The organism is Candidatus Binatota bacterium (assembly GCA_012960245.1).
In the GTDB taxonomy this organism is placed as follows: Bacteria; Desulfobacterota; Binatia; order UBA1149; family UBA1149; genus UBA1149.
On sequence record DUBO01000056.1, the window covers coordinates 44,031 to 67,357 of the forward strand.

A 23,327-nucleotide genomic window follows, 5' to 3' on the forward strand; every position below is an offset into this window, starting at 1 on the left:
GGGATGCACGACCCGCCATGTTCGATCGGCTCAAAGCCATCGAGGGACGCTTCGACGAACTGGAGCAGCTGCTCGCCTCGCCCGAGGTGGTGCAGGATCGCGCCCGTTACACTGATCTCTCCCGCGAGCACGCCGAGTTGCGCGAGCTGGTGGAGCTGTCGCGACAGCGCAGCCGCGCGGCGGTTGAGCTCGAAGAGGCACAGGCCCTGGCCGCCGACACCGACGCCGACCTGGCCGCCATGGCCGGTGAGGAGGGTGGGCGCCTGGGTGCGCTGGTAGAGGACCTCGAGGCACGCATAAAGGTCCTGCTCGTGCCCAGTGATCCGGTCGACCGGCGCAACGCGGTGCTCGAGGTACGTGCCGGTACCGGCGGCGACGAGGCGGCCCTGTTTGCCGGTGACCTGTTGAGAATGTACGAGCGTTACGCCGAGCGTCGCGGTTGGAAGGTCGAATCATTGTCGGCCAACTCCGGTTCCAAGGGCGGCATAAAAGAAGCCGTGGTTAACGTGCTGGGTCGCGATGCCTACGGTTGCCTGCGTCGCGAGGCGGGCGTGCACCGGGTGCAGAGGGTGCCCGAAACCGAGTCGCAGGGGCGCATACATACCTCGGCCGTAACCGTGGCGGTGCTGCCCGAGGCCGAACCGCTGGACCTCAAGGTGGCCGACAACGACATACGCGTGGATGTATACCGTTCCTCTGGCCCCGGCGGGCAGTCGGTCAACACCACCGACTCGGCGGTGCGGCTTACGCACGAGCCCACCGGCCTGGTGGTGACCTGCCAGGACGAGAAATCCCAGCACAAGAACAAGGCCAGAGCCATGAAGATACTTCTGGCCCGCCTGTTCGACCTCGAGGAGCAGAAGCGCCATCAGGCGCAGGCCGCCGACCGCCGCGCCATGGTGGGCAGCGGTGACCGTTCGGAGAGAGTACGCACCTACAATTTCCCCCAGGGCCGCATCAGCGACCACCGCATCGGAATGACCGTGCATAACCTCGAAGCTTTTCTCGACGGCGAGATCGACGATGTCGTCGACGCCCTGGCCGCCGCCGAGCAGGCTGCGCGCCTGGTGGCGGAGGACGGCTCGTGAGCGGCGCTGGCGCCACTGGCAAGAGCGCGGCGCCACCCAGGCTGCTTGGCGAGTACCTCGCGGTTACCACTGATTTCCTGGAGGGGAAGGGCATAGAGAGTCCGCGTATAGACGCCGAGCTCATGCTGGCCACGGCGCTGGGCATGACACGGGTGGAGCTCTACACCAACCATGAGCGACCGCTGGCTGCCGACGAGGTGGGACGTTACCGCGAGATGGTCAAACGTCGCGCCGGCCGCGAGCCGGTACACTACATAGTGGGCTCGCGTGAATTCTGGTCGCTGGATTTTCGCGTCGACCGGCGCGTGCTGATTCCCAGGCCCGAGACCGAGCTGCTGGTGGAGCTGGCCGTGGAGTTCTTGAGGGCCCGCGATCCCGGTGCCCGCCTGCTCGACCTGGGCACCGGCTCGGGGGCCCTGGCCATATCTGTTGCCAGCGAAATAGCCGACCTACATGTTCTTGCAACCGACACGTCGGCTTCGGTGCTCGAACTGGCGCCCGTGAATGCCCAGGCCCATTCGGTGGCAGACAGGATAGAGTTCTGCCGCGGCGATCTTTTTGCCGCCGTGGCCGAAGATAGCCAACCCTTTGACCTGCTGCTGAGCAACCCACCTTACGTCACAAGCGAGGAGTACGGCGGCTTGCAGCCCGAAGTACGACAGTGGGAGCCCATGACGGCGCTGGTCGGTGGTGACGACGGCATGTCGGTGGTCGGTCGCCTGGTAGACGAGGCGCCTGCTTACCTCAAAGGCGACGGGCAACTGATGGTAGAAGTGGGCAGCCAGTGGAGGCAGGTGGTCGAACGCTTCGAGGCCGGCGGCTGGCGCGACTTACAGCTCAAGCGCGATCTCGCGGGCCGCGAGAGGGTGGTAACTGGCATCAGGCCCGACTGAAGAGCGATCGAGTGGACATGATACGCATACAGGGAGGGCGCAGGCTCAAGGGCAGTGTGGAGGTGGCGGGTTCCAAGAACGCGGCGCTGCCGCTGCTGTTTGCCTGCCTGCTCAGCGACGACGACTGTCACCTCACGGGCTTGCCCAACGTGGCCGACATACGCACGGCTGCGCGCTTGCTCGAGCGCCTGGGCGCGAGCGTTGAGCGCCACGACCCCTCGAGCATGACCATCAACTGCTCGGGAGTCGACCAGTGGGAGGCCCCCTACGACCTGGTGCGGACCATGCGAGCGTCGTTTCTCGTGCTGGGCCCGTTGCTGGCCCGCTTCGGTCGCGCGCGCGTGTCGATGCCCGGCGGCTGTGCCATAGGCGCCCGGCCGGTGGATGTGCACCTGTCGGCCTTGCGGCTGATGGGTGCGCGCATAGAGACCGTGCGCGGCTACGAGGAGGCTTCGGTCGATGGGCTCAAGGGCGCGCACATCATACTGGAGAAACCCTCGGTGGGCGCCACCGAGAACCTGCTCATGGCTGCCAGCCTTGCGCGTGGTAGCACCCGCCTGGAAAACGCCGCGCGCGAACCCGAGGTCGTTGACCTGGCCCGTGCGCTCCAGAAAATGGGCGCGAACATATCGGGCGCTGGTTCGTCGGTAGTAGAGATAGAGGGCGTGGAGCGGCTGGGGGGTATGACTCACCGGGTTATACCCGACCGAATAGAGGCCGGTACCTTCCTGATAGCGGCGGCAATGACGAGGGGCGAAGTAACGGTGAAAGGCGCTCGCGCGGACGACCTGCGCGAGCTCGTAACGGCTCTGGAAAGCGCCGGCGTGGTGCTGCGCGATAATGGCGACGGTATGACCGCGCGCTGCGACAAGCGGCCCTCGGCAGTAAACGTGTCCACCGCGCCGCACCCCGGTTTTGCCACCGACCTGCAGGCCCAGTTCATGGCGCTCATGTGCTTGGCCGACGGCGAGGCGATCGTGACCGAGAACATCTTTGAGAACCGCTTCATGCACGTCAGTGAGCTACAGCGTATGGGCGCCGACATCACGCTGTCGGGCAACAGCGCGTTGGTCAGAGGTCGGGTGAGCCTGAGTGGCGCAGCGGTGATGGCCACCGATCTCAGGGCCAGCGTGAGCATGGTGCTCGCAGGCCTGGCCGGCGACTACCAGACCGACGTACTCAGGGTCTACCACTTGGACCGTGGCTACGAGCGTATAGAAGAAAAGCTGAGAACCCTGGGTGCCGACGTCGAGCGCGTGGACATGGAAGGGCCGTACTGACACGGGCACTGAAACGGAGCGACAATGATTATTGAACCGCTGATAGACGGAGGTGCTGCTGCCACGAAACGCCTGCGTCTGCTCGAAGGCCGGCACGCGCAGGGCGGGTCGGTGGAGCGCGACGTGGTGGCCATCATCGCCGGCGTGCGCCGCGGGGGCGACCGCGCTGTAGCTCGCTACACCAGGAAGTTCGACGGTGTAACGTTGGCCGCCGACGGTTTTGAGGTCGGGCGCGACGAGATCGCCGAGGCGCTGGCGTCGCTGCCGGCGTCGCTGAGGGCGGCCCTGCGTGCGGCTCACCGCCGCATAGTGGCGTTTCACAAACCGCAGCTGGCGCGTGGCTACGAGCTGCGCGAGGGCGACACCCGCAACTCGGTTCGCGTGCTGCCGTTGGCCCGCGTGGGAGTCTACGCACCCGGTGGCCGTGCTGCCTACCCGTCCACTGTGTTGATGAACGTGGTGCCGGCGCGCGTGGCGGGTGTAGACGAGGTGGTCATGGCGACCCCGCCGGGGCCGGGGGGCACGGTGGAGCCAGCCGTGCTCGCTGCTGCTGCCATAGCCGGCGTCGACCGCGTCTTTCGCGTGGGCGGTGCCCAGGCCATCGCCGCGCTGGCGCTCGGCACCGACAGCATCGCGCGCGTGGACAAGATCGTGGGCCCGGGCAACATCTACGTGGCTACGGCCAAGCGTCTGCTCTTCGGCAAGGTCGATATCGACATGATCGCGGGTCCCACCGAGGTGTTGATCATAGCCGACGGAAGCGCGCGTGCCGACTACGTGGCAGCTGACATGCTGGCCCAGGCCGAGCACGATCCCTTGGCCGCCTCTGTGTGCATCACCACCAGCCGGCGCATGGCTGCTGCCGTGGCGAAGCAGCTCGAAAGCCAGCTCGCCGGGTTGGAGCGTCGAGCAATCGCCGCGGCGTCGTTGAAGAAGTACGGCAGCATACTGGTGGTCAAGTCACTCGCACGGGCCGTGGAGTTGGCCAACGAGATCGCTCCCGAGCACCTCGAGGTGATGACCGCCGCGCCGCGCGAACTGTTGGGCGGATTGCGTAACGCGGGGGCTATCTTCCTCGGTGCGATGAGCAGCGAGCCTTTCGGCGACTACGCGGCCGGCCCCAACCACGTGCTGCCCACCGGCGGTTCGGCGCGCTTTGCTTCGCCCCTGGGAGTGTATGATTTCGTCAAGCGCAGCAGTATTATTGACATGGGCGTGGGTGGCGTGGGCGCGATAGGCCCCACGGTGCTGCGCCTCGCGGAGGCCGAGGGATTGACGGCCCACGCCGCCGCGGTCCGCCTGCGCCTGGACGACGTTGCCGGTAAACCGGCGGCGAAAAAAAAAGCGGCGGCAACGAAAAAGCAGCGGTCGGGCAGCGGCCGCAAGGGAGGAAGGTAAGTGGCGACCAGCAGTCGAAAGACAGGTATCCGCCGGGCAAAGGTAACGCGACAGACCGGCGAGACCAGCATAAACGTTGACCTCGTACTTGACGGCAGCGGCAAGGGCTCTATCGATTCCGGCGTACCGTTTCTCGACCACATGCTCGACTCGCTGTCACGGCACAGCCTGATCGACCTCAAGGTCAAGGCCACGGGCGATCTGCACGTCGACGCTCACCACACCGTCGAAGACGTGGGCCTGGCGCTGGGCCAGGCCATCGACAAGGCCCTGGGTGACAGGGCCGGCATCGTACGCTACGGCCACGCCGAAATTCCCCTGGACGAGGCACTGGTGGCGGTCACCGTCGATCTAGGCGGTCGCCCCTTCATGGTCTACGACTTGAAGATACGCCAGCACCGAGTGGGCGACTTCGAGGTCGATCTCGTCAACGACTTCATGCAGGCGCTGATGAACGAGGCCCGCATGAACCTCCACATTAACAAGCGCTACGGTCGCAATGCCCACCACCTGATCGAGGCCACCTTCAAGGCGCTCGCGAGAGCGTTGGGGCAGGCCTGTGCGCGCGACCCCAGGGTAAAGGGCGTCCCTTCCACCAAGGGCCGGTTACGGGGATGACCGGCGCGGGGATCACCGGCGCGGGGATGACCGGCGGGTGATAGCGGTCGTCGACTACGGCGTTGGCAACCTGCGCAGCGTTGCCAAGGCGCTTGAGAAGGTAGGCGCAAGCGTGCGCGTGACCTCGAGCGCTTCGGATCTGGCCGACGCACAGGCGGTGGTGCTGCCCGGCGTGGGCGCGTTTGCTCGTTGCATGGGTAACCTCGAGGAGGCCGGGCTGCGCGAGGCCGTGTGCCGGGCGGCGACCTCGGGCAAGCCTTTCCTGGGCATATGCGTGGGCATGCAGATCCTCTTTGATCACAGCGACGAGTTCGGCCGGGTAGAGGGGCTGGGCCTGCTGCCGGGCCACGTGAGCCGCTTCGAGGGCCTGCCCCGGGAGCTCAAGGTGCCGCACATGGGTTGGAACGAGATCAAGCTGCGCGGTGCTTCTCCTTACTTTGAAGGCATAGCCGACAACGAGCGATTTTACTTTGTGCACAGCTACCGAGTGCTCAGCGACAACGAGCAGGTGGTGGCTGCTGCTTGTGACTACGGCGGTAGTTTTGTCGCCGCCGCGGCGCGCGACAACCTGCTAGCGACCCAGTTTCACCCCGAAAAAAGCCAATCGGCCGGGCTGCGCCTGTTGGCCAACTTCGTGGGCACGGCCGGCGAGAATTCCTGACGTGCTGGTACTGCCGGCCATAGACATACGCGCTGGGCGTTGCGTGCGCCTGCTCAGGGGCGACTACGAGCAAGAGACCGTTTTTTCCGACGACCCGGCGGCCATGGCCCAACGTTGGATAGACGAGGGCGCGCGAGCCCTGCACCTGGTTGACCTTGATGGCGCCCGCGGTGCGGGAGATGACAACCAGCGGGCGGTAGAAGCCATACTCGCGGTGGTCGCAGGCGCGGGCGACGATTTTATTACCGAACTTGGCGGCGGCATACGCGACCTGGTTACGGTGGAGCGCTGGCTGGAGGCTGGCGTGGGGCGGGTGATACTGGGCACGGTGGCTGTCCGTGCCCCCGACATCGTTGAGCAGGCTGCGCGCCGATGGCCGGGGCGGGTCTGGGTTGGGATCGACGCTCGCTCGGGTCGCGTGGCGGTCGACGGTTGGCTCAACGACGGTGGTTGCGACGCGCTCGAGCTGGCCATGGCCATGCAGGACGCCGGTGTGGCCGGCATTGTCTACACCGACATCGACCGCGACGGAACCGGCGACGGCGTCAATGCGGAGGCCACCGCGCGACTGGCGCGGTCGGTAACCGTACCCGTGGTGGCATCGGGTGGTGTGCACGGCGTGGCCGACGTTGAGCGTCTCCGGGAGGTCGCCGGCAGCGGCATAGATGGCGTGGTGGTCGGGCGCGCGTTGTACGACGGCGCGGTAACGCTGGCCAGACTGACGGAGGCCGCCGGCTGATACCGGCCGCGAGTACCGATACCCGATGCTGGCTAAGCGCATAATACCCTGCCTCGACGTCAAGGACGGCCGTGTCGTGAAGGGAGTCAATTTTGTTGACCTGCGCGATGCCGGTGACCCGGTGGAGTGCGCCATGCGCTACGACGCCGAGGGTGCCGATGAGCTTACGTTTCTCGACATAACCGCCAGCCATGAGAAACGCGACATCATGCTCGACGTGGTGTCGCGCACGGCAGAGCAGGCCTTCATGCCGCTGACCGTGGGAGGCGGCGTGCGCGTGGTCGAAGACCTGGGCGCTCTGTTGCGGGCCGGTGCCGACAAGGTCTCGATCAACACGGCCGCTGTCATCAACCCCGATTTCGTGGACGAAGCTGCCCGCGTGTACGGTAGCCAGTGCGTGGTGGTGGCCGTCGACGCGCGCAGGCGCGACCAACACCTCGAACTTGCCGAAGACGGTGGCGGCGTGGACGGGGCACCGGATTGGGCCGGGACCTGGCCCGAGTTGCTGGTGGACAAGGCAGGTAACGACGGCTGGGAAATCTACACCCACGGCGGTCGCCGTCCCACCGGCATCGACGCCGTTGCCTGGTGCCGCCGTATGGAAGAACTGGGAGCGGGGGAGCTACTGCTCACCAGTATGGACCGCGACGGTACGCGCGACGGATACGATCTTGAGCTTACCCGCGCGGTGGCCGACGCGGTGGGCGTGCCGGTCATAGCCTCGGGCGGAGTGGGCGGGCCCGGGCACCTGCTCGAGGGCGTGACCACGGGCGGCGCCGACGCGGTGCTGGCCGCATCGATTTTTCACTACGGTGAGTACTCAATAGCCGAGTGCAAGCGCTATCTCGCAGAGCGCGGCGTTGTCGTAAGGGTCTGACCAGGGGCCTGGTACCCCGCCCGTGGAATCATGTCGGCTGGTGGGCTACATTTGGCCGGACCAGGGAGGATCAAGGTTTGACTACAACAACCGGACTGCACCACGTCGCTTTCGTAACCAGGGACCCGGAGGCCACGCGAAAGTTCTACGTCGACAAACTCGGCATGCCGCTGGTCCACGTAGAAAACCATCTGAGCGGCGATGGGTGGTTTCGCCATTTCTTTTTCGACATGGGTGGGGGCGCTTCGCTGGGTTTCTTTGAGCTCAACGGTGTGGGTGAAAAGGAGGACTACGCGACCGACCTGTCCAGTACCGTGGGCCTGCCGCCCTGGGCCAACCACGTTGCCTTTCGCGTTGAAAACGAGCAACGCCTTCTCGAGCTCAAGCAGCGCTTTGAGGGAAACGGGGTTGAGCCATTAGTAGAATTTGACCACGGCTGGTGCCGCTCCATCTACACGGTCGATCCCAGCGGCATAGCGGTGGAGTTCTGCGCCACGACCAAGGCCGAAGGCTTTGCCATGAGCGAGGAAGAAGCTTTACGCCTGCTGCGCCAGCCGCCCGAGGAATTTTCCGAGGGTTCGCGTAAGGAACAGCGCAAGCAACCCGACAAGTAATCAGCCGGGCTGGTACGGGTGCCGGCTACTCCTGTTCGGCCAGCCAGCGTTCGGCGTCTATGGCGGCTTCACAACCGCTTCCGGCCGCGGTGATGGCCTGTCGATACACACTGTCGCGTACGTCGCCGCAGGCAAATACGCCTTCAATGCTGGTGTAGGTCGAGTCGGGCCGGGTGGCGACGTAACCCTTCTGGTCGGTGTCCAACTGGCCGTCAAACAACGCGGTGTTGGGCAAATGCCCTATGGCCATGAAGACCCCGTCGCAGTCCACGCGTTCGGTCGAGCCGGCGCTGGCACCGTCACTGGTGTCGCGCAGGGTCACTGCCGTGACGCCGCCCTCGGCCACGTCGCCGTGGATCTCGTCTATGGTTCGGTTGAGAAGGAAGTCGATCTTCGGATTGACCTGGGCCCGTTCGAGCATGATCTGCGACGCACGGAACCCTTCGCGTCGGTGCACCACGGTCACCGAGCTGGCAAACTTGGACAGGAAGGTGGCTTCTTCCATGGCCGAATCACCGCCGCCGATGACCAGCACCTTGCGATCTCTGAAGAAAAAGCCATCGCAAGTGGCGCATGCAGACACGCCGTAACCCATGAGCCGCGTTTCGGATTCCAGCCCGAGCAAGCGAGCGGTCGCCCCGGTGGCGACTACCAGTGCGTCGCAGGTAAAGGTGATGTCTGGCGAGTTGAGCGTGAACGGTCGCCGGGACAGGTCCACCGACTCGATGTCGCCGGTAGCGAACTCGGTGCCGAAGCGCGCCGCCTGGTCGCGAAACTTCTGCATCATGTCTGGCCCCATCACGCCTTCGGGAAACCCCGGGTAGTTTTCTACGTCGGTGGTTATCGTCAGTTGACCGCCGGGCTGGCTGCCCTCTACTACCAACGGTGCGAGGTCGGCGCGGGCAGCATATATGGCCGCAGTGAGTCCCGCCGGGCCGGATCCGAGGATGATTACCTTGCTGTGTTGTGTAGCCATGTGCAGTTCTTTTCCGTTTATTGTGGGCCGTGTTCAAGTCCGCGTACTGGCGGCAGGGTCGCGGTCGATGTATGAAGTTTGGCGGTGGTTTGCAAGCGGGAGAGCGTGGGTTGAAAGAGTTCAGTCACACAGATGAGAAGGGTCGCGTACGCATGGTCGACGTGTCGGGCAAGGACGCGACCCGGCGTGAGGCCGTAGCCGCGGCCGAACTGCAGATGCAGCCCTCCACCCTTGAACGCATACTCGCGGGCGATCTGCCCAAGGGCGACGTGCTCGCGGTGGCGCGCACTGCCGGCATCATGGCGGCCAAGCAGACCCACACGCTCATCCCCATGTGCCATCAGCTTGGACTCGATTCGGTTTCGGTTGATTTTGAGACCGACCCCGAACGGCCTGGCGTGCTGTGCCTGCAGGCAACGGCGGTGGTCAACGGGCGCACGGGGGTCGAAATGGAGGCCCTGCTTGCCGCCACCCTCGCGGGGCTTACGGTCTACGACATGTGCAAGGCCGTCGACCGCGGCATGGTGCTCGGAGAGGTTCGCCTGCTGGAGAAGAGCGGCGGGCGAAGCGGCCACTACCAGCGCGCCTGATTCCTGCTAGCCAGGAGTTTTTCCTTTCCATGACGACTCCAGTCTGGCCGCCACGGTGATGACCTTGCTGTAATTGATGTCCCGCACTGACGCGTTTTTGCTTTGCGGCAGGGGCAAGTGGGGTTAGTCTACGCTGGTGTCGCACGCGGCCCCAAAACACACCTGGCTCAACAGTGAGGCTCCGCGCGAACGCCTGCGGGAGGTAGGAGCCGCGGCGCTGAGCGACGGCGAGCTGCTGGCATTGTTGGCGGGAAGCGGCCACGCAAGTTCGGGCAACGCTCTTGAGCTCGCGCGTGGACTGCTCGCCAGGTTCGGCGACCTTCGCAGGCTTTCTGGTGTGGGTACGAGCGAGCTCTGCTCGGTGCCGGGACTGGGCAACGCGCGAGCCTCGAGGTTGGAGGCTGCCTGGGAGATTGGCCGCCGGGTCCATTCTCGGGAGCTCAAGCTCGGATGCGCCCTGACTTCGTCCGAGCAGGTGTTCAAACACTTCGGCCCCTTGCTATCGGAGCTCAAGCGCGAGCGTTTCTACGGCCTGCTGCTCGACAGCAAGAACCGGCTGTTGCGCAAGGCGATGATCTCGGAGGGCTCGCTGGGGGCCTCGTTGGTTCATCCCCGCGAGGCATTCCGCCCAGCGGTGTGCGAAGCTGCCGCCGCGGTGATTTTTATGCACAACCACCCCAGCGGAGATCCCGGTCCCAGCAGCGAAGACCGGCGTATCACGGCGCGCTTGAGGCGGGCCGGTGAAATCCTGGGCATACCGGTACTCGACCACGTGGTGGTGGGCCGAGACGGCTACTTTTCTTTCGCTGATTCCGGTTGGGAGTAGCCAGCCGGCTAACAGCCAGCCGTGCGCACTAGAAGGGTACGTCCGAGCCCGCGCCGGCTTCCGGCTGGGACGGGAAGCTGGGCACGTCGTCCCTGCTGTCCGAGCTGGCCCGCGGCGCGTCGCCATCGCTGCGTCCGCCCAGAAACTGGACGCGGTCGGCCACTATCTCGGTAGAGTAGCGGTCGTTTCCGTCCCTGTCCTGCCACTTGCGGGTCTGCAGGCGGCCTTCCACGTATACCGGGCGCCCTTTCTGCAGGTACTGCACGCAGTTTTCAGCCTGCCGGCCCCATACGACCACACTGTGCCACTCGGTGCGTTCCTGCCGCTCTCCCGACTGGTCGGTCCACACGTCGGTGGTGGCCATGCGCATGGTCGTGACGGCCTTGCCGCTGTTCGTGTTGCGCAATTCGGGGTCCTGCCCGAGATTTCCGATGAGAATTACCTTGTTTACTGATGCCATGGAGAGCCTCCTGATGCCTTTGTGGGAGGCTAGAGCCGGCCCTGCCCGTTGTCAATGATATGGCTGTGCTCAGTTGTGCAGGAAGCGCGCTGTAAAGAAAGCCCGCTGTGCAGGAAGACCGTTGCTGGTGGCAGGAGGCTTGTTCCCATCGCCGGGCGGTTATAAAATCGCGCAGCGGGACAGCCCGCGTGGTGGTTGTAGAGGGTGAACACAGCGCAGGCAGTACTGCTGGGGATCCTCCAGGGATTGACCGAGTTCCTACCGGTCTCCAGTTCCGGCCACCTGGTGCTGGCCCGCCGGCTGTTCGGCAGCTCTGTCGAGTCGCCCGTGGCCTTGGACGTCATGCTGCACGTGGGCACGCTGTTGGCCGTGCTGGGGTATTTCAGGGCTGACCTGCTGCGCCTGCTGCTGTCGCTGGGTGGTGGAGATTCGCCCGACCGGCGACAGGTCGGGCTGCTGGCCCTGGCCACCTTGCCCATAGTGGTCGTGGGCCTGCTGTTCGCCGCGCAGGTAGAGGCCGCGTTTTCGTCGCCGGCCGTGGTGGGCCTGTGCCTCTTGATTACAGCCTGCATGCTGGCCTGGGCCTCGAGGCTGGCGGCCGGGAGCAAGGGAGCCGATGCCATGCGGCCGCTGGACGCTCTGGTCATAGGCGCCCTGCAGGCGGTGGCCGTGTTGCCGGGCATATCGCGGGCCGGGGCCACGGTCACTGCCGGCCTGGGGCGAGGGCTCGACCGCGACCTGGCGGCCCGTTTTGCCTTCCTTTTGTCGATTCCGGCCATACTGGGCGCGGTAGTTTTCAAGCTCGACGAGCTGGTACACCTGCTTGATACGAGTTTCACGCCGGTGTTGGCAGGGGTCGCCGCGTCGGCCGTGACCGGCTGGCTGGCCATAGCAATAATGATGCGTGCCATCAGGAGGGGAAGGCTGCTGCCCTTTGCGCTATACTGCATTGTTACAGGCTGTTTGGGCCTGTACCTGGGAGTTTTGACTGGTAGTGGCTAAACGGCCCGCAAGGAACAGGAAGACCGAGTCGCGCCTCGTACACGAGGTGGAGGCAATACTGTGCTCGGCGCTCGGGGCTGCCCTGGCGCTGAGTTTCTACTCCTACTCACCCGATTCGCCCGCGACCAACCAGGTGGGCGTGGTGGGCTACACCGTGGCCCACGCACTGGTGCAGTGCTTCGGATACGCCAGCTACCTGTTTCCCGCGCTGCTCGTCGCCGGTGCCGTGGGCTTGTTTGCAAGGCAGACGGCCACCGTGTCGCCGGTGCGGCTGGTGGGCGCGGTTGCCCTGTTATTTGAGGGCGCCGTGGTCCTTGGTCTTTACCGGCAGGGGGTAGTGCCGACCGAAGCCGGCGGCTGGGTTGGTGGTTTTCTTTCTGCCTTGGCCAGGCAGGCCTTCGGTATGGTAGGCAGCTCGGTGATCCTGGCCGCGTTTGCCGGCTGGATTTTTATTATGCTCACCGGCGCCGCGCCTTCGCGGGTTCTCGCGCGCTTTGCCCTGTTGGTTCGCAGCGCGGTGCTGCGCGCGGGTAACTTCATGGGCGAGAAGATAGAGCGCGCGGCCTCGGGCCTGGGAGAGTTCGCGCGGGCGCACCGGCCTCGTATGCCGCGCATGCCGTCCCGCCCCGCCCCGCCCGCGGCGTTGTCGCGTAGCGAGCAGGTCGAGGAGCCGGCCGCGCCAATGGTCTTCTCCATAGATGACGAGCCCGACCTTGATGAGGCCGACACCGACGCGATTGGCTTCGGTGTCGATGAAGTTGCGGTCGACGTAGCTTCTAATGGCCACGCCGAACTCGAAGAGGGCAAGGCCCGGGCCATACTCGAGATCACCAGCAGCGCCGAGTCGGTGGCCGAGGCACGCCGGCGCATGAGCGAGGAATCGAAGGGCCGCGACAAGCAGGAGAAGTTTAACTTCAGCGTCGACGACAACGACTACAGTCTTCCCCCGGTCAATCTGCTGGGCGATCCCGACGAGGCCGACGTGGACGTCGACGAGGACACGCTGATAGCCTTGTCCAAGGTACTCGAGCAGAAGCTGTCTACCTTTGGGGTGTCGGGCAGCGTCACCGCGGTGCGCTCGGGCCCGGTTATTACCACTTACGAGTTCGAGCCCGACGCCGGCATCAAGGTGAGCCGCATAGTGAATCTCTGCGACGATCTGACCATGGCCCTGAGGGCCCACGGCGTGAGAATCGTGGCACCGATTCCGGGCAAGAACGTGGTAGGAATCGAGGTATCCAACCGTCACCGCGACCTCGTTGGCCTGCGTGACCTGATCGACTGCGAAGAGTTTCGCGGCCTGCCTTCGGCGCTGTCGGTGGTCGTGGGCAGGGACACCACGGGCGTGGCGCGTTACGCCGATCTGGCAAAGATGCCCCACCTGCTGATGGCTGGCGCTACGGGTTCGGGTAAATCGGTGGCACTGAACGCCATCATCATGAGCATCCTGTACAAGGCCACGCCGAGGGACGTGCGCTTCATAATGATCGACCCCAAGATGCTCGAGTTGTCGATCTACGAGGGCATTCCCCACTTGCTGGTACCGGTAGTGACCGACGTCCGGAAAGCTGCCGCCGCCCTGGCCAACGTCATGCGCGAGATGGACCGTCGCTTTGAGCTGATGAAGGAGCTCAAGGTTCGCAGTGTCGACGACTACAACGCGCGCGTGGCCGAGCAGCTCGAAGAAGAGTACGAAGAGTACGAGGAAGAAGAGGAAGAGCAGGAAGAGGAGCTCGAGCTTGCCGAGGGCGAAGAGTACGAGGAAGAAGAGGAAGAGGAAGGAGAGGAAGAGTACGAGGAAGGAGAGGAAGAGGAAGAAGAGGAGTACGAGCTCGAAGAAGAAAGCCCGCACGAGCATCTTCCCCGGGTGGTGGTCGTGGTGGACGAGCTTGCTGACCTGATGATGGTGGTGGGCCGCGAGGTCGAAGAGTCGATCACGCGCCTGGCGCAAAAGGCGCGGGCGGCGGGTATACACCTGATACTGGCCACGCAGCGGCCTTCGGTCGACGTAATTACCGGGCTGATCAAGGCCAACTTTCCCGCGCGCATTTCTTTCCAGGTCACCTCGCGGCATGACTCCAAGACCATTCTCGACGGCGTCGGGGCTGAGCGCCTGCTGGGCATGGGCGACATGCTCTACATGGCTCCCGGCACTTCGTTCCTGGCGCGTCTGCACGGGGCCTTCATCAGCGATCGCGAGATCGATGAGGTCGTTGAGTTCATTAAGGAGCAGGGCGATCCGCAGTACCAGATGGAGCTGCTCGACAGCCAGTCGGGCGACGACGAGGACGAGGGCGAACCGGACTTCTTCGATGAGCTCTACGACAAGGCCGTTGACGTGGTTACCCGCCACGGGCAGGGTTCTACGTCGTGGGTACAGCGGCAACTGGGAGTCGGTTACAACCGTGCGGCGCGCATCATGGAACAGATGGAGCGCGACGGAGTGGTGGGTCCGGCCGACGGGTCGCGGCCGCGACAGGTGTTGGCCCAGGCCATACCGCCTGCCTGACTGCCCGCTTCGTATCGCTGGCCCTGCTGGCGGCGCTGCTACTGACTGCGCCGGCTGTTTCGTCGGCCGTTTCTTCTGCCGACGCGCACGACATGCTGTCCTGCTACGGAGAGTTCTGGCGCAACACGACCACGCTCGCGGCCGATTTTTCGCAGGCCGTGCACGTGCCGGGCATACAGGAGCCCGTGCGTACCGGCGGCCGGTTTTATTTTGCGGCGCCCGATCATTTTCGCTGGGATTACACCGCCGGCGAACGGCAGACAGTGGTAGGCGACGGCACCTCGCTGTGGATACACCAGCACGAGCTCGAGCAGGTCTACCGGCTTGACTACGGGCGCGCTTTTGGCGGCGGGGGCCTGGTGGCGCTGATGGGCAACACCGACTTGCTCGAGTCCCGCTACCGGTCCGAAGTGTTAGAGTCCGACGGGCAGCTCGTTACCCTGCGCCTGGAAAAGGCGCCCGTATCCGAACATGCCGCGGCCGAAACGGTGGAGATCGTGCTGCGGCAGCCCGATTGCCGACCGGTTTCCTTGCAGTTGACCGACGCCGTGGGCAGCGTGACCCGCATGGAACTGGCCGGCCTGGAGCTCGACACCGTGCTCGCCGAGCGCCTGTTTCACTTTGAAGTTCCGGCCGGCGTTGACCTCATCGAGCAACCGGATGCTTCTGATTCGGAGGCCGCCAGCCCGGCTGGCACCGGTGCCGAGGGTGGCGCTGGCAGATGAGCGGCGGCGTGGGAGACAGGAAGAAAATCTTTTTCGTGCCGCTGGGCTGTGCCCGTAACCACGTGGACGGCGAGTACATGCTGGGCCAGGCGCGCGCGGCGGGCCACGAAATCGTGGGAGCGGCGGCCGATGCCGATACCATAGTGGTGAACACCTGCGCCTTCATAGAGGAGGCCCGCCAGGAATCGATAGACACCATCCTCGGGTTGGCCGCTGGCGATTCAGCCGCAACCACTAACGGCAGCTCGCCGCGCATGCTGGTCACCGGTTGCATGGCCGAGCGCTACGGCCAGGAACTGTCGCAGGCCATACCCGAGATCGACGTGATGGTGGGCACCGGCGACCTCGATCGATTTGTGGAGGCCCTCAACGCGCCCGGTGGCAGCAGCTTTACGGGTAAGCGTCACTATCTGCCGGCCGCTGGCGCGGCGCGGGAAGTCGACCTCTCGCAGGGCTGGGCCTGGGTCAAGGTCTCGGAGGGCTGCGACCACGAGTGTTCGTTCTGCGCCATTCCGTCGTTCAGGGGGAGCCACGAGAGCAGGACGGTGGAGGACGTGGTCGAAGAGGTTCGCGGCCTGGTGGCCGCTGGTGCGCTGGAGGTCAACCTGGTGGCCCAGGACCTGAGCGCTTACGGACGTGACAGGAAACAGCGCGACGGATTGTCGCAGTTGCTGCGGCAGTTAGACGGGTTGCAGGGGCTCGAGCGCGTGCGTTGTTTTTACATGTACCCGACCACGCTGGTAGACGAGACCCTCGATGCCATGCGAGAGCTACCCTCGGTGTGCAACTACCTCGACCTGCCGCTTCAGCACGCCGACCGCGAGATGCTCAAACGCATGCGTCGGGCCGCCGACCCGGACGCCACCCGTCGTCTGCTCGACAGGGTTCGCAGCAAGGTTCCGGACGTGGTGCTGAGGTCGTCGTTCCTCGTGGGATTTCCGGGCGAGACCGACGAGGCCTTCGAGCGGCTGTGTCGCTTCGTTGAGGAGCAGCGCTTTGGGCACCTATCGGTGTTCGAGTATTCGCGCGAAGAAGGCACAACGGCAATGGAGCTGGGCGACGAGGTGGCTCCCGAGCTGGCGAGGCTCAGGCGCGACCGCCTGCTTGATCTGCACGAAGGCCTGCGCGCGGGCTACCTGGCCGCCCGCGTGGGTAAGCCCGAGCGCGTGTTGGTCTGCGGGCGCGACGGCGACGGCAACTGCTACGGGCGCACGAGCTGGCAGGGCCCCGATGTTGACGGTGTGACCTGGCTGGGCGATGTGCCTGGGGTCCCGACGGCGGGCATGCTCGACGTCTCGGTTACGGGTTCTGACGGTTACGATCTTTTTGCGGTGCCGCGGGCGTCGCAGGGGGGCTGGAGGCCATCGCGGGCAGGGGCTGTTGACGCCGCAGGCCGCCGGAACTAGGTTACGCCGCTGAATACGGGCACCTGATGCCTTGCGGTGGGCGGTAGAGACTGATGAGAAAGCGAGAACTAGATAAATTCGAAGCACTTTTGCTTGAGATGCGCAGTGACATCCTGCGCGAGATCAAGCAGGACATGAAAGAAGGGCGCGAAGGCGAAGCCGGCGAGGGTCGCGATACCTATGACATTGCCAGCGACGACCGCGATCGAGAGATAAACCTCCTTCTCGGCGACAGGGACCGTCGCAAGCTGCAGCTTGTGGACGAGGCCCTGCTGCGCATAGAGAGCCGTGACTACGGCAAGTGCGAAGAGTGCGAGGGTGATATCTCTCCCTCGCGGCTCAAGGCCATGCCCTTCAGCGAGCTTTGCGTCACCTGCCAGGATGAGTACGAGCAGGCCCAGCGCACCATGCACACCGATGGTGGCGATAGCCTGTCGGCACGTGTTCCCCCCGGCGAAAGCGAACCTGAAATTTCCTGATACGAGCTCACCGGTCGACCGCCCTGCTGTTCTACGGCGGCAGCTGTTAGCCGCCCGCAGGGTTCGTGCTAGTCTGCGTTGACGATGGCCGGATCCCACAAACACGAGGGCTCATGCGAGCGGCAGATCCGGGTAAGCGACGGGCCCCGCGGGTGAACGGGTGGCTGAGCGAACTCTTCGTCTCGCTGCAGGGCGAGGGCAGTTACTCCGGGCAGCGGCAGTTGTTCGTGCGCCTGTCGGGCTGCAACATGCGCTGCGGCTACTGTGACACTCCCGACTCGCTCGAAAAGAGCCAGCACTGCCGCGTCGACTTTCCTGGCGGTGAGAGCAAGTTTCTCGACAATCCCGTATCGGTAGAAACACTGGCCGCCGTGGTGGCCCGCTTCATCGCCGAAGACCCTTCCATAGCCATGCTGGCAGTAACCGGTGGCGAGCCCATGCTGCAGGCTGATTTTCTCGAGGCCTGGTTCAAGGCCTCGCCCCCTGGACGGCCCTGCCTGCTTGAGACCAACGCCACCATCGCCCGGGGGCTGGATCGGCTGTTGCCATCGTTCAGCGTCGTGTCGGCCGACGTGAAGTTGCCGTCCAACAGCGGCGAGGCTTCCTTCTGGAAGCAACACGAGGAGTTTCTTTCGGGTTGCGACGGGGTCGAGCTTTACGTCAAGATGCCGGTGGACGCGGTCACCAGCCGTGAAGACGTGGTCAGGGGGGCCGAACTGGTGGCCCGTTATGCCCCGGCAGCCACGCTTTACCTGCAGCCGCTGGCCGACCCCGGGTCCAACGAGGCGGCGCGTCCGGCGGCCTTCATGGAAGAGTTGCTCGCGGAAGCATCCGCGCGGGTGGCAGACACACGGGTGTCGGTGCAGATGCACAAAATGATGGGCCTGCGATGAGCGGCGCTGGGCAGGATTCGGCCTCACCGGGCTCCAATTCCCCGGAGTATCGCCAAGCCACCTGGCAGCAATTGCAGTCGGAGGTTTTTGATCTTCTCATCATAGGGGGAGGTATAAACGGTGCCGCGGTGGCGAGGGACGCCGTGCTCAGGGGCATGTCGGTGGCGCTGGTCGAGCGCTCCGATTTCGCGTCGGGCACCAGCAGCCGCTCGTCCAAGCTCATTCACGGCGGGGTACGTTACCTGGAGCAGGGCGACATCGGCCTGGTGCTTGAATCCTGCCGCGAGCGCGACTTGTTGCGCACGCGCATCGCGCCCCACCTGGTGCGCGCGCAGAGGTTTCTGTTCCCCATCTACGCCGACGATTCGCTCCCCCTGTGGAAGATGCGGGCCGGCCTGCTGGCCTACGACATGCTGGCTGCTTTTCGCAACGTGGAGACGCACCGCGGGCTGGGTGCCGCCGAGGTCATGGCCGAAGAGCCCGGACTGCTGTCGGAGGGTCTCGAGGGCGGCGCCGTCTACTGGGATTGCTGGACCGACGACGCGAGGCTAACCGTCGAAACTGTGCTGGCTGCGCGTTCGGGCGGGGCCGCGGTGCTCAACTACGCTGAGGTCGTGGCCCTGGACAAGGACAGCACGGGTCGGTTGGCGTCGGCCGTGGTACGTGATCTTGAACTGGGGCGCGAAGCCCGCGTGCGCGCCCGGTGTTTTGTTAACACCAGTGGACCGTGGCTCGACGCGCTGAGAAAACTCGACGACGGTGGCACGCCGCCCAGGCTGCGCGCGACCAAGGGCGCTCACGTGATATTCGATCGGGCGCGCCTTCCGGTAAACAACGCGGTGGTCATACGCGGCGCCGGCGACAACCGCGTCATGTTTGCCATTCCCTGGCAGACGCGCGTGCTCGTGGGCACGACCGACACCTGGTACGAGGGCGACCCTGCCGAGGTGTCGGTTGAGAAAGAAGACGTAGATTACATCCTGGCCAGCGCCAACCGGGCTTTTCCGATGGCTGACCTGCTGGCCAGCGACGTCGTGAGCAGCTACGCCGGCCTGCGCCCGCTGGTGCAGCCTGAAGACGAGCTTGACGAGTCCGACGTGAGCCGCGATGACCAGGTGTTCGAGAGTCCCTCGGGGCTGGTGTCGCTGGGAGGGGGCAAGCTGACCACGCACAGGCACGTGGCCGAGCGAATAGTGAACCGCGTGGCCCGATGGGTGGGCCGCCCGGTAGGCCGCTGCCGCACAGCCCAGGTGCCGTTGCCCGGGGCGGCCGGCGTCGAGCCCGGCGCGGCCATGCACAGGGCCCCGGGGTCGGGCGAAGAGCATGTGCGCTGGCGCTACGGGGCGAGGGCTGCCGAAGTGTCGGCCCTGGTCAGGGGCGATGAGGAATTGGCGACCGGTCTGGTCGACGATACGCCCGATCTCAAGGCCGAGCTGGTGCACGCCGTTGACCAGGAGATGGCCATGTCGCTCGAAGACGCGCTGACCAGGCGCACGCATGTCACGCTCGAGAGCGCCCAGGTCAGCGAGCAGCTGGCCCGCTCGGCCGCTGCCCTGCTGGCTGAGCACCTGGGCTGGGACGACGAGCGGGTAGAGCTCGAGGTAAAAAAATATCTCGCCAGCGTGCAGTTTTGCGGTGCCACGACGCCGTAGAAAGCAGCCCGGCAAGCAGAAAACGTCAAGGGTAAAATATTGACTTGCCTGTCAAAGGGATGAATGATTCCTCGTTCGGCGACCGGGATCCGCCGAGCCCCCACTGATGTTGCTCGCTGCGCTTGAACTGGACAGGAAGGCCCTGTCCGACGTTGCCGATGAATACGGCCTCGGCCGCCTGGTCGATGGCAGCGGTGCGATAGAACAGCGCGGTTTCAGGCGCTATCGGCTCGTTACCGGCAAAACCACTTACAACATGGACGTCTACCTGGTGGACGACGAGGTAGACCTGAGGCGTGAAATGGACGTCATGGCCTTCCTTGAGAAGCACAGCTTCGCCTCCCCGAGGCTGGTCGTGCAGCGCAGCGGCCGACCGTTTGCCGAACGGGGCGACTACCTGCTGGTGGTTACCAGGCATCCCCAGGCCGAGTTCTGCGACGAGGCCGGGCTGACCGAGAAACGCATCTACCGCTCGGGCAGCGCTATCGGCGAATTTCACACGCTGTGTCGCAGTTACAAGAAAGGCGCTGACAGCCGCATGGGTTTTGACCAGGTGTTTGAGACCTACGCCGAGGTGCGCCGACGAATACCGCCGTACTTCAAGAAAATAGTGCGCACCTTCGACGAGGAGACCGAGTACCTGGGCAACTACCTTGAGACCAAGCTGCCCAAGGGATTTATCCACGGCGGGCTGGCGCTCGACTGCATATCGTTCAAGGGTGAGTCGGTCGCTTGTATATCCGACTTCTGGGACGCGAGCCGAGGCAAGTACGTGTTCGACCTCGCCACGGCGGTAAACGCCATGTGTTTTGTAGACGGCAGCTACTCGCTCGACCGTTTTACTGCGCTGATGGCGGGCTACGAATCGATCAGGACCCTGTCGCTGGCCGAGTGGGACTCGTTTCCCAACGAGATGCGCTTTGCGGCGCTCAAGTTCGGGGTGGTCAGCCTGCACCGTTTTTTTGACGCGGGTAGGGAAGAAGGCGAGCGCATCAACAATGACTTCAGGCGTTATCTCGAACGCCTGCGCGTGCTCAGGCGCGAAGTCGAAGGCGGCATGGAAAGCCTGCTCATGGCCATGGCCACCGGCTACGACTACCGAAAGTACCAGCGCGTGAAGGGCGAGGACGGCGAGGGCGGCGAGGGCGGCTAGGATCGTGGCCGGCATTGAAGACAGTGTGCGTGACATCCTCGTTGCGCTGGGCGAAGACCCCGACCGCGAGGGGCTGGTCAAGACCCCCGAGCGAGTGGCGCGCAGCTACGAGTTCCTGGCCAGCGGTTACCAGCAGGACCCCCACGAGGTGATTGGCGACGCTCTGTTTACCGAGGACTACTCGGAGATGATAATCGTTCGCGACATCGATTTCTTCTCGCTGTGCGAGCACCACATGTTGCCTTTCTACGGGCGCGCCCACGTGGCCTACGTCCCCGACAAGCACATAGTGGGCATCAGCAAGCTGGCCCGCCTCGTGGAGTGTTACGCCAGGCGCTTGCAGGTGCAGGAGCGCATGACCTCGCAGATCGCCGGCTTTATCCAGGACAAGCTCAAGCCCCTGGGTGTGGGCGTGGTCATACGCGCCGAGCACATGTGCATGCGTATGCGCGGCGTGCAGAAGCCCAACTCCTCGGTGGTGACCAGCTCGTTGCTGGGCGTGTTCCAGGAGCGCGACACCCGCCAGGAGTTCATGAACCTGCTGTCCTGACCCCCCGGGCTCGTCTCGGCGCTGGCTCGAGAGCAGGCCGCGTGCTGGTCAGAAAGAGGCCCACCAGGGACGGGCCTGCTGCTCGTCGCCTTCCAGTTTGACTCCGTAGTGCTCCAGCAGCGTGCCCTGGGCGCGCTGCTGACTGGCCTCGGCCAGCGCGTGGTCGGTCACGGCCAGGGTACGGGCGGCCATGGAGTCGGCCAGCTTCTGTTGAAAACTCAGCACGTCGGTTGTCGTGACCATGCCCTCTTCAAAACGCCGGCGCTGGTCGTGCAGGTTTTCGTCGGCCAGTTCTACCGCCAGCCGGGCTGCCTGCACTCGCTGCCAGGCCGAGGCCAGGTCGGCGCGGGCGCGGTCGAGTTGCAGGATCACGGTGGATTCGAGATCTTCGAGTTCATGGTCGGCCTGCAGTTGCCTGGCTTGGGCCCTATCGAGCCGGGCCCGGGAAGCACTGCGCGCCAATGGCAACTCAAAACTCAATCCCACCGACCAGCGGTTGAAGTCGCCGTCGGCCAACAGGTCGATAGCTTCCGACCAGCTGCCACCAAAGGGGCTGCTCACCACCTCGTCGCTGCCGAAGGGGCTTATGGGTACCGCGCGTCCACCGGCGCCAAGAAGCGTGTAACCGGCCGACAGCGACAGTGACGGCAGCCGGTCGTCTCTCGCCTTACCCACGCTGAGCACGCGGTTTTGGCGTTGCAGGCGGGCCAGCCGCAGTTCGGGTCGGCGCGCCAGCGCCAGCGCCAGCGAGCGCTCGGGGTCTGCCTGCGACGCGACGGGCTCGTGGCCGTGCGCGGGCTGGATTTCAAACGGGCGGCGGCCGTCGCCCGCCCTTACCATGTGCGCGAGCCTGAGCAGCGAGAGGCGGACTTCGTTGCCGGCCGACAGGGCCTGCTCCTCACGGCTCGCGGCTTCTGCGCGCGCCTCCTTGACGGCTACCGGCGCCAGCATGCCCACCTGCACGCGTTTTTCGGCGTCGGCGGCCAGGCTGCGGGCAAGCTGCAGGGCCAGTTGCGCGGCCTCACTGCGCGACTCGGTCAGCACCACGTCCCAGTAGGCCCCCGCGATGGCGAATACGAAGTCGGCGAGGTCGGCGGCAAAGCGTGCGCGCTCGGCTGCGGTGTCGTTGCGTGCCAGCTTCAGCGTAATTTCGTCCTGCATGCCCCAGCGGTTGCGCAGCAGCGGCTGCTCCAGGCCCAGGCCCAGGCTGGGGCGGTACTCGGGCACCAGGCCCTGGAAAGACGAGTTGGTTTCGCGCCGGGCGGCGGCCAGCGAAAGGTCCAGCGTGGTTCCGCTCCTGAGCAGCTTGGACAACGACAGCGAGCCCGACGCCTGCTCTTCGCTGAGCACGGAGTCGCCGTCTTCCGTACCGGCCAGCGCGCTGGTCGGCACCAGGCTGCTGCTGTCCCAGCCCAGCTCGAGCTTTATCACCGGCTCCCAGGCGGCCAGTGCTTCCAGCTCGCCGCTGCGCGTGGCCACGGGCAACTGGGCGCGGGCCAGCACGCCCGGGTTACCGGCTACAGCGGTGGCCACGGCCTCGCGGAGGCTCATCTCCAGCGTTGCCGGTACAAGCGGTGCCGGCGCGCTCTCCAGGGCCAGGGCTGTGGCGCCTGACACTGAGGCGAGCAAGAGACTTGCGCAGGCGATGGCTGTGCGGGGGCTGATCACTGTATTAAGGGCGGCCCCGCGCACGCTTACGGTGCTGTTTACCCTGCGGACGCAAAGACCCGCACTAGACGTTGACCGGCCCCCGGCCTGCCGTCAAGACCCCGGGGGTACTCCCTGGCCGGTTTATACGGGACCGGTTGACCCCTGCCCGGTTGACATCCACCCCCTCGGGGAATAATTAGCCATACCGGCAACAGCCGGCCCGCCTGCCGCGTAGACTCCTCAGCGCGTGGCCATCCGGCCTGTTCGGACCACGCCATGACTACAACG

Annotated in this window: 23 protein-coding genes; 20 read left to right on the forward strand and 3 right to left on the reverse strand. The window is 65.1% G+C overall.

Translation table 11 applies throughout. From position 1 onward, the window contains the following. The first annotated feature begins 17 nt into the window (after positions 1 to 17). Genes EYQ35_11050 through EYQ35_11090 form a run of 9 tightly spaced genes read left to right on the forward strand, consistent with a single transcriptional unit; the run spans position 18 to position 8,168 of the window. On the forward strand, positions 18 to 1,088 hold the full coding sequence (locus EYQ35_11050; protein HIF64671.1) for a peptide chain release factor 1: 1,071 nt from the start codon (positions 18 to 20) through the stop codon (positions 1,086 to 1,088). After that, entirely contained in the window at positions 1,085 to 1,981 is an 897-nt protein-coding gene (gene prmC, locus EYQ35_11055; GenBank protein ID HIF64672.1) for a peptide chain release factor N(5)-glutamine methyltransferase, read from the forward strand. The genes EYQ35_11050 and prmC overlap by 4 nt, the downstream gene beginning before the upstream one ends. Positions 1,982 to 1,992: 11 nt before the next feature. After that, entirely contained in the window at positions 1,993 to 3,261 is a 1,269-nt protein-coding gene (murA, locus tag EYQ35_11060) for a UDP-N-acetylglucosamine 1-carboxyvinyltransferase (GenBank protein HIF64673.1), read from the forward strand. Between the two features lie 24 nt (positions 3,262 to 3,285). After that, on the forward strand, positions 3,286 to 4,659 hold the full coding sequence (gene hisD, locus EYQ35_11065) for a histidinol dehydrogenase (GenBank protein ID HIF64674.1): 1,374 nt from the start codon (positions 3,286 to 3,288) through the stop codon (positions 4,657 to 4,659). A 27-nt stretch (positions 4,660 to 4,686) separates the two neighbouring features. Then, positions 4,687 to 5,277, forward strand: a complete 591-nt coding sequence (hisB, locus tag EYQ35_11070) for an imidazoleglycerol-phosphate dehydratase HisB (protein HIF64675.1) — start codon at positions 4,687 to 4,689, stop codon at positions 5,275 to 5,277. A 37-nt stretch (positions 5,278 to 5,314) separates the two neighbouring features. Further along, positions 5,315 to 5,938, forward strand: coding sequence for an imidazole glycerol phosphate synthase subunit HisH (gene hisH, locus EYQ35_11075; GenBank protein ID HIF64676.1), 624 nt, complete (start codon positions 5,315 to 5,317; stop codon positions 5,936 to 5,938). Between the two features lies 1 nt (position 5,939). Next, positions 5,940 to 6,677, forward strand: a complete 738-nt coding sequence (gene hisA / locus EYQ35_11080) for a 1-(5-phosphoribosyl)-5-[(5-phosphoribosylamino)methylideneamino]imidazole-4-carboxamide isomerase (GenBank protein HIF64677.1) — start codon at positions 5,940 to 5,942, stop codon at positions 6,675 to 6,677. Positions 6,678 to 6,702: 25 nt separating this feature from the next. Further along, complete coding sequence (hisF, locus tag EYQ35_11085; protein HIF64678.1) at positions 6,703 to 7,554, forward strand: imidazole glycerol phosphate synthase subunit HisF; 852 nt, start codon at positions 6,703 to 6,705, stop codon at positions 7,552 to 7,554. After that, a complete protein-coding gene (locus tag EYQ35_11090) occupies positions 7,509 to 8,168 on the forward strand; it encodes a VOC family protein (GenBank protein HIF64679.1) in 660 nt (219 codons plus the stop codon). Before hisF ends, EYQ35_11090 begins: the two co-directional genes overlap by 46 nt. 25 nt (positions 8,169 to 8,193) lie before the next feature. On the opposite strand, the gene trxB is transcribed toward EYQ35_11090, so the two are convergent. Further along, positions 8,194 to 9,144 carry a thioredoxin-disulfide reductase gene (trxB, locus tag EYQ35_11095; protein ID HIF64680.1) on the reverse strand — a complete coding sequence of 317 codons (951 nt, stop codon included), beginning with the start codon at positions 9,142 to 9,144 and terminating at the stop codon, positions 8,194 to 8,196. Between the two features lie 71 nt (positions 9,145 to 9,215). On the opposite strand from trxB, the gene moaC reads away from it, so the two are divergent. Then, complete coding sequence (gene moaC / locus EYQ35_11100) at positions 9,216 to 9,734, forward strand: cyclic pyranopterin monophosphate synthase MoaC (GenBank protein HIF64681.1); 519 nt, start codon at positions 9,216 to 9,218, stop codon at positions 9,732 to 9,734. A gap of 136 nt (positions 9,735 to 9,870) precedes the next feature. Further along, positions 9,871 to 10,560 carry a JAB domain-containing protein gene (locus EYQ35_11105; GenBank protein HIF64682.1) on the forward strand — a complete coding sequence of 230 codons (690 nt, stop codon included), beginning with the start codon at positions 9,871 to 9,873 and terminating at the stop codon, positions 10,558 to 10,560. Positions 10,561 to 10,588: 28 nt separating this feature from the next. Here EYQ35_11105 and EYQ35_11110 read toward each other — a convergent pair whose 3' ends face one another. Continuing rightward, positions 10,589 to 11,020 (reverse strand): single-stranded DNA-binding protein, encoded by a 432-nt coding sequence (locus EYQ35_11110; GenBank protein HIF64683.1) that lies wholly within the window; start codon positions 11,018 to 11,020, stop codon positions 10,589 to 10,591. A gap of 204 nt (positions 11,021 to 11,224) precedes the next feature. Here EYQ35_11110 and EYQ35_11115 point away from each other — a divergent pair, with 204 nt between their 5' ends. The 9 genes from EYQ35_11115 to folE all read left to right on the forward strand — a co-directional run bounded on the left by EYQ35_11115 (position 11,225) and on the right by folE (position 21,389). Next, complete coding sequence (locus tag EYQ35_11115; protein ID HIF64684.1) at positions 11,225 to 12,022, forward strand: undecaprenyl-diphosphate phosphatase; 798 nt, start codon at positions 11,225 to 11,227, stop codon at positions 12,020 to 12,022. Then, positions 12,015 to 14,531, forward strand: coding sequence for a DNA translocase FtsK (locus tag EYQ35_11120; protein ID HIF64685.1), 2,517 nt, complete (start codon positions 12,015 to 12,017; stop codon positions 14,529 to 14,531). Before EYQ35_11115 ends, EYQ35_11120 begins: the two co-directional genes overlap by 8 nt. 92 nt (positions 14,532 to 14,623) lie before the next feature. Beyond that, complete coding sequence (locus tag EYQ35_11125) at positions 14,624 to 15,256, forward strand: outer membrane lipoprotein carrier protein LolA (protein ID HIF64686.1); 633 nt, start codon at positions 14,624 to 14,626, stop codon at positions 15,254 to 15,256. Then, positions 15,253 to 16,662 (forward strand): 30S ribosomal protein S12 methylthiotransferase RimO, encoded by a 1,410-nt coding sequence (gene rimO, locus EYQ35_11130; protein HIF64687.1) that lies wholly within the window; start codon positions 15,253 to 15,255, stop codon positions 16,660 to 16,662. The genes EYQ35_11125 and rimO overlap by 4 nt, the downstream gene beginning before the upstream one ends. Positions 16,663 to 16,715: 53 nt before the next feature. Then, on the forward strand, positions 16,716 to 17,141 hold the full coding sequence (locus EYQ35_11135; GenBank protein HIF64688.1) for a TraR/DksA family transcriptional regulator: 426 nt from the start codon (positions 16,716 to 16,718) through the stop codon (positions 17,139 to 17,141). Positions 17,142 to 17,254: 113 nt separating this feature from the next. Continuing rightward, positions 17,255 to 18,034, forward strand: a complete 780-nt coding sequence (locus EYQ35_11140) for a 7-carboxy-7-deazaguanine synthase QueE (GenBank protein HIF64689.1) — start codon at positions 17,255 to 17,257, stop codon at positions 18,032 to 18,034. Beyond that, positions 18,031 to 19,686 (forward strand): glycerol-3-phosphate dehydrogenase/oxidase, encoded by a 1,656-nt coding sequence (locus EYQ35_11145; protein ID HIF64690.1) that lies wholly within the window; start codon positions 18,031 to 18,033, stop codon positions 19,684 to 19,686. The genes EYQ35_11140 and EYQ35_11145 overlap by 4 nt, the downstream gene beginning before the upstream one ends. Positions 19,687 to 19,792: 106 nt before the next feature. Continuing rightward, the gene (locus tag EYQ35_11150) at positions 19,793 to 20,839 is read left to right on the forward strand and encodes a hypothetical protein (protein ID HIF64691.1); all 1,047 of its coding nucleotides are present in this window, start codon (positions 19,793 to 19,795) and stop codon (positions 20,837 to 20,839) included. A 1-nt stretch (position 20,840) separates the two neighbouring features. Next, positions 20,841 to 21,389: a GTP cyclohydrolase I FolE gene (gene folE / locus EYQ35_11155; GenBank protein ID HIF64692.1), complete on the forward strand. Its 549-nt coding sequence runs from the start codon at positions 20,841 to 20,843 to the stop codon at positions 21,387 to 21,389. Positions 21,390 to 21,437: 48 nt separating this feature from the next. On the opposite strand, the gene EYQ35_11160 is transcribed toward folE, so the two are convergent. Further along, entirely contained in the window at positions 21,438 to 23,018 is a 1,581-nt protein-coding gene (locus tag EYQ35_11160) for a TolC family protein (GenBank protein ID HIF64693.1), read from the reverse strand. Positions 23,019 to 23,327 lie beyond the last annotated feature (309 nt).

Coding starts and splice junctions, on each gene's coding strand:
- EYQ35_11050 (HIF64671.1), top strand. CDS start 18: ATGTTCGATCGGCTCAAAGCCATCGAGGGACGCTTCGACGAACTGGAG.
- hisD (HIF64674.1), top strand. CDS start 3,286: ATGATTATTGAACCGCTGATAGACGGAGGTGCTGCTGCCACGAAACGC.
- hisF (HIF64678.1), top strand. CDS start 6,703: ATGCTGGCTAAGCGCATAATACCCTGCCTCGACGTCAAGGACGGCCGT.
- trxB (HIF64680.1), bottom strand. CDS start 9,144: ATGGCTACACAACACAGCAAGGTAATCATCCTCGGATCCGGCCCGGCG.
- moaC (HIF64681.1), top strand. CDS start 9,216: ATGAAGTTTGGCGGTGGTTTGCAAGCGGGAGAGCGTGGGTTGAAAGAG.
- EYQ35_11110 (HIF64683.1), bottom strand. CDS start 11,020: ATGGCATCAGTAAACAAGGTAATTCTCATCGGAAATCTCGGGCAGGAC.
- EYQ35_11125 (HIF64686.1), top strand. CDS start 14,624: ATGCTGTCCTGCTACGGAGAGTTCTGGCGCAACACGACCACGCTCGCG.
- rimO (HIF64687.1), top strand. CDS start 15,253: ATGAGCGGCGGCGTGGGAGACAGGAAGAAAATCTTTTTCGTGCCGCTG.
- EYQ35_11135 (HIF64688.1), top strand. CDS start 16,716: ATGAGAAAGCGAGAACTAGATAAATTCGAAGCACTTTTGCTTGAGATG.
- EYQ35_11140 (HIF64689.1), top strand. CDS start 17,255: ATGCGAGCGGCAGATCCGGGTAAGCGACGGGCCCCGCGGGTGAACGGG.
- EYQ35_11145 (HIF64690.1), top strand. CDS start 18,031: ATGAGCGGCGCTGGGCAGGATTCGGCCTCACCGGGCTCCAATTCCCCG.
- EYQ35_11150 (HIF64691.1), top strand. CDS start 19,793: ATGTTGCTCGCTGCGCTTGAACTGGACAGGAAGGCCCTGTCCGACGTT.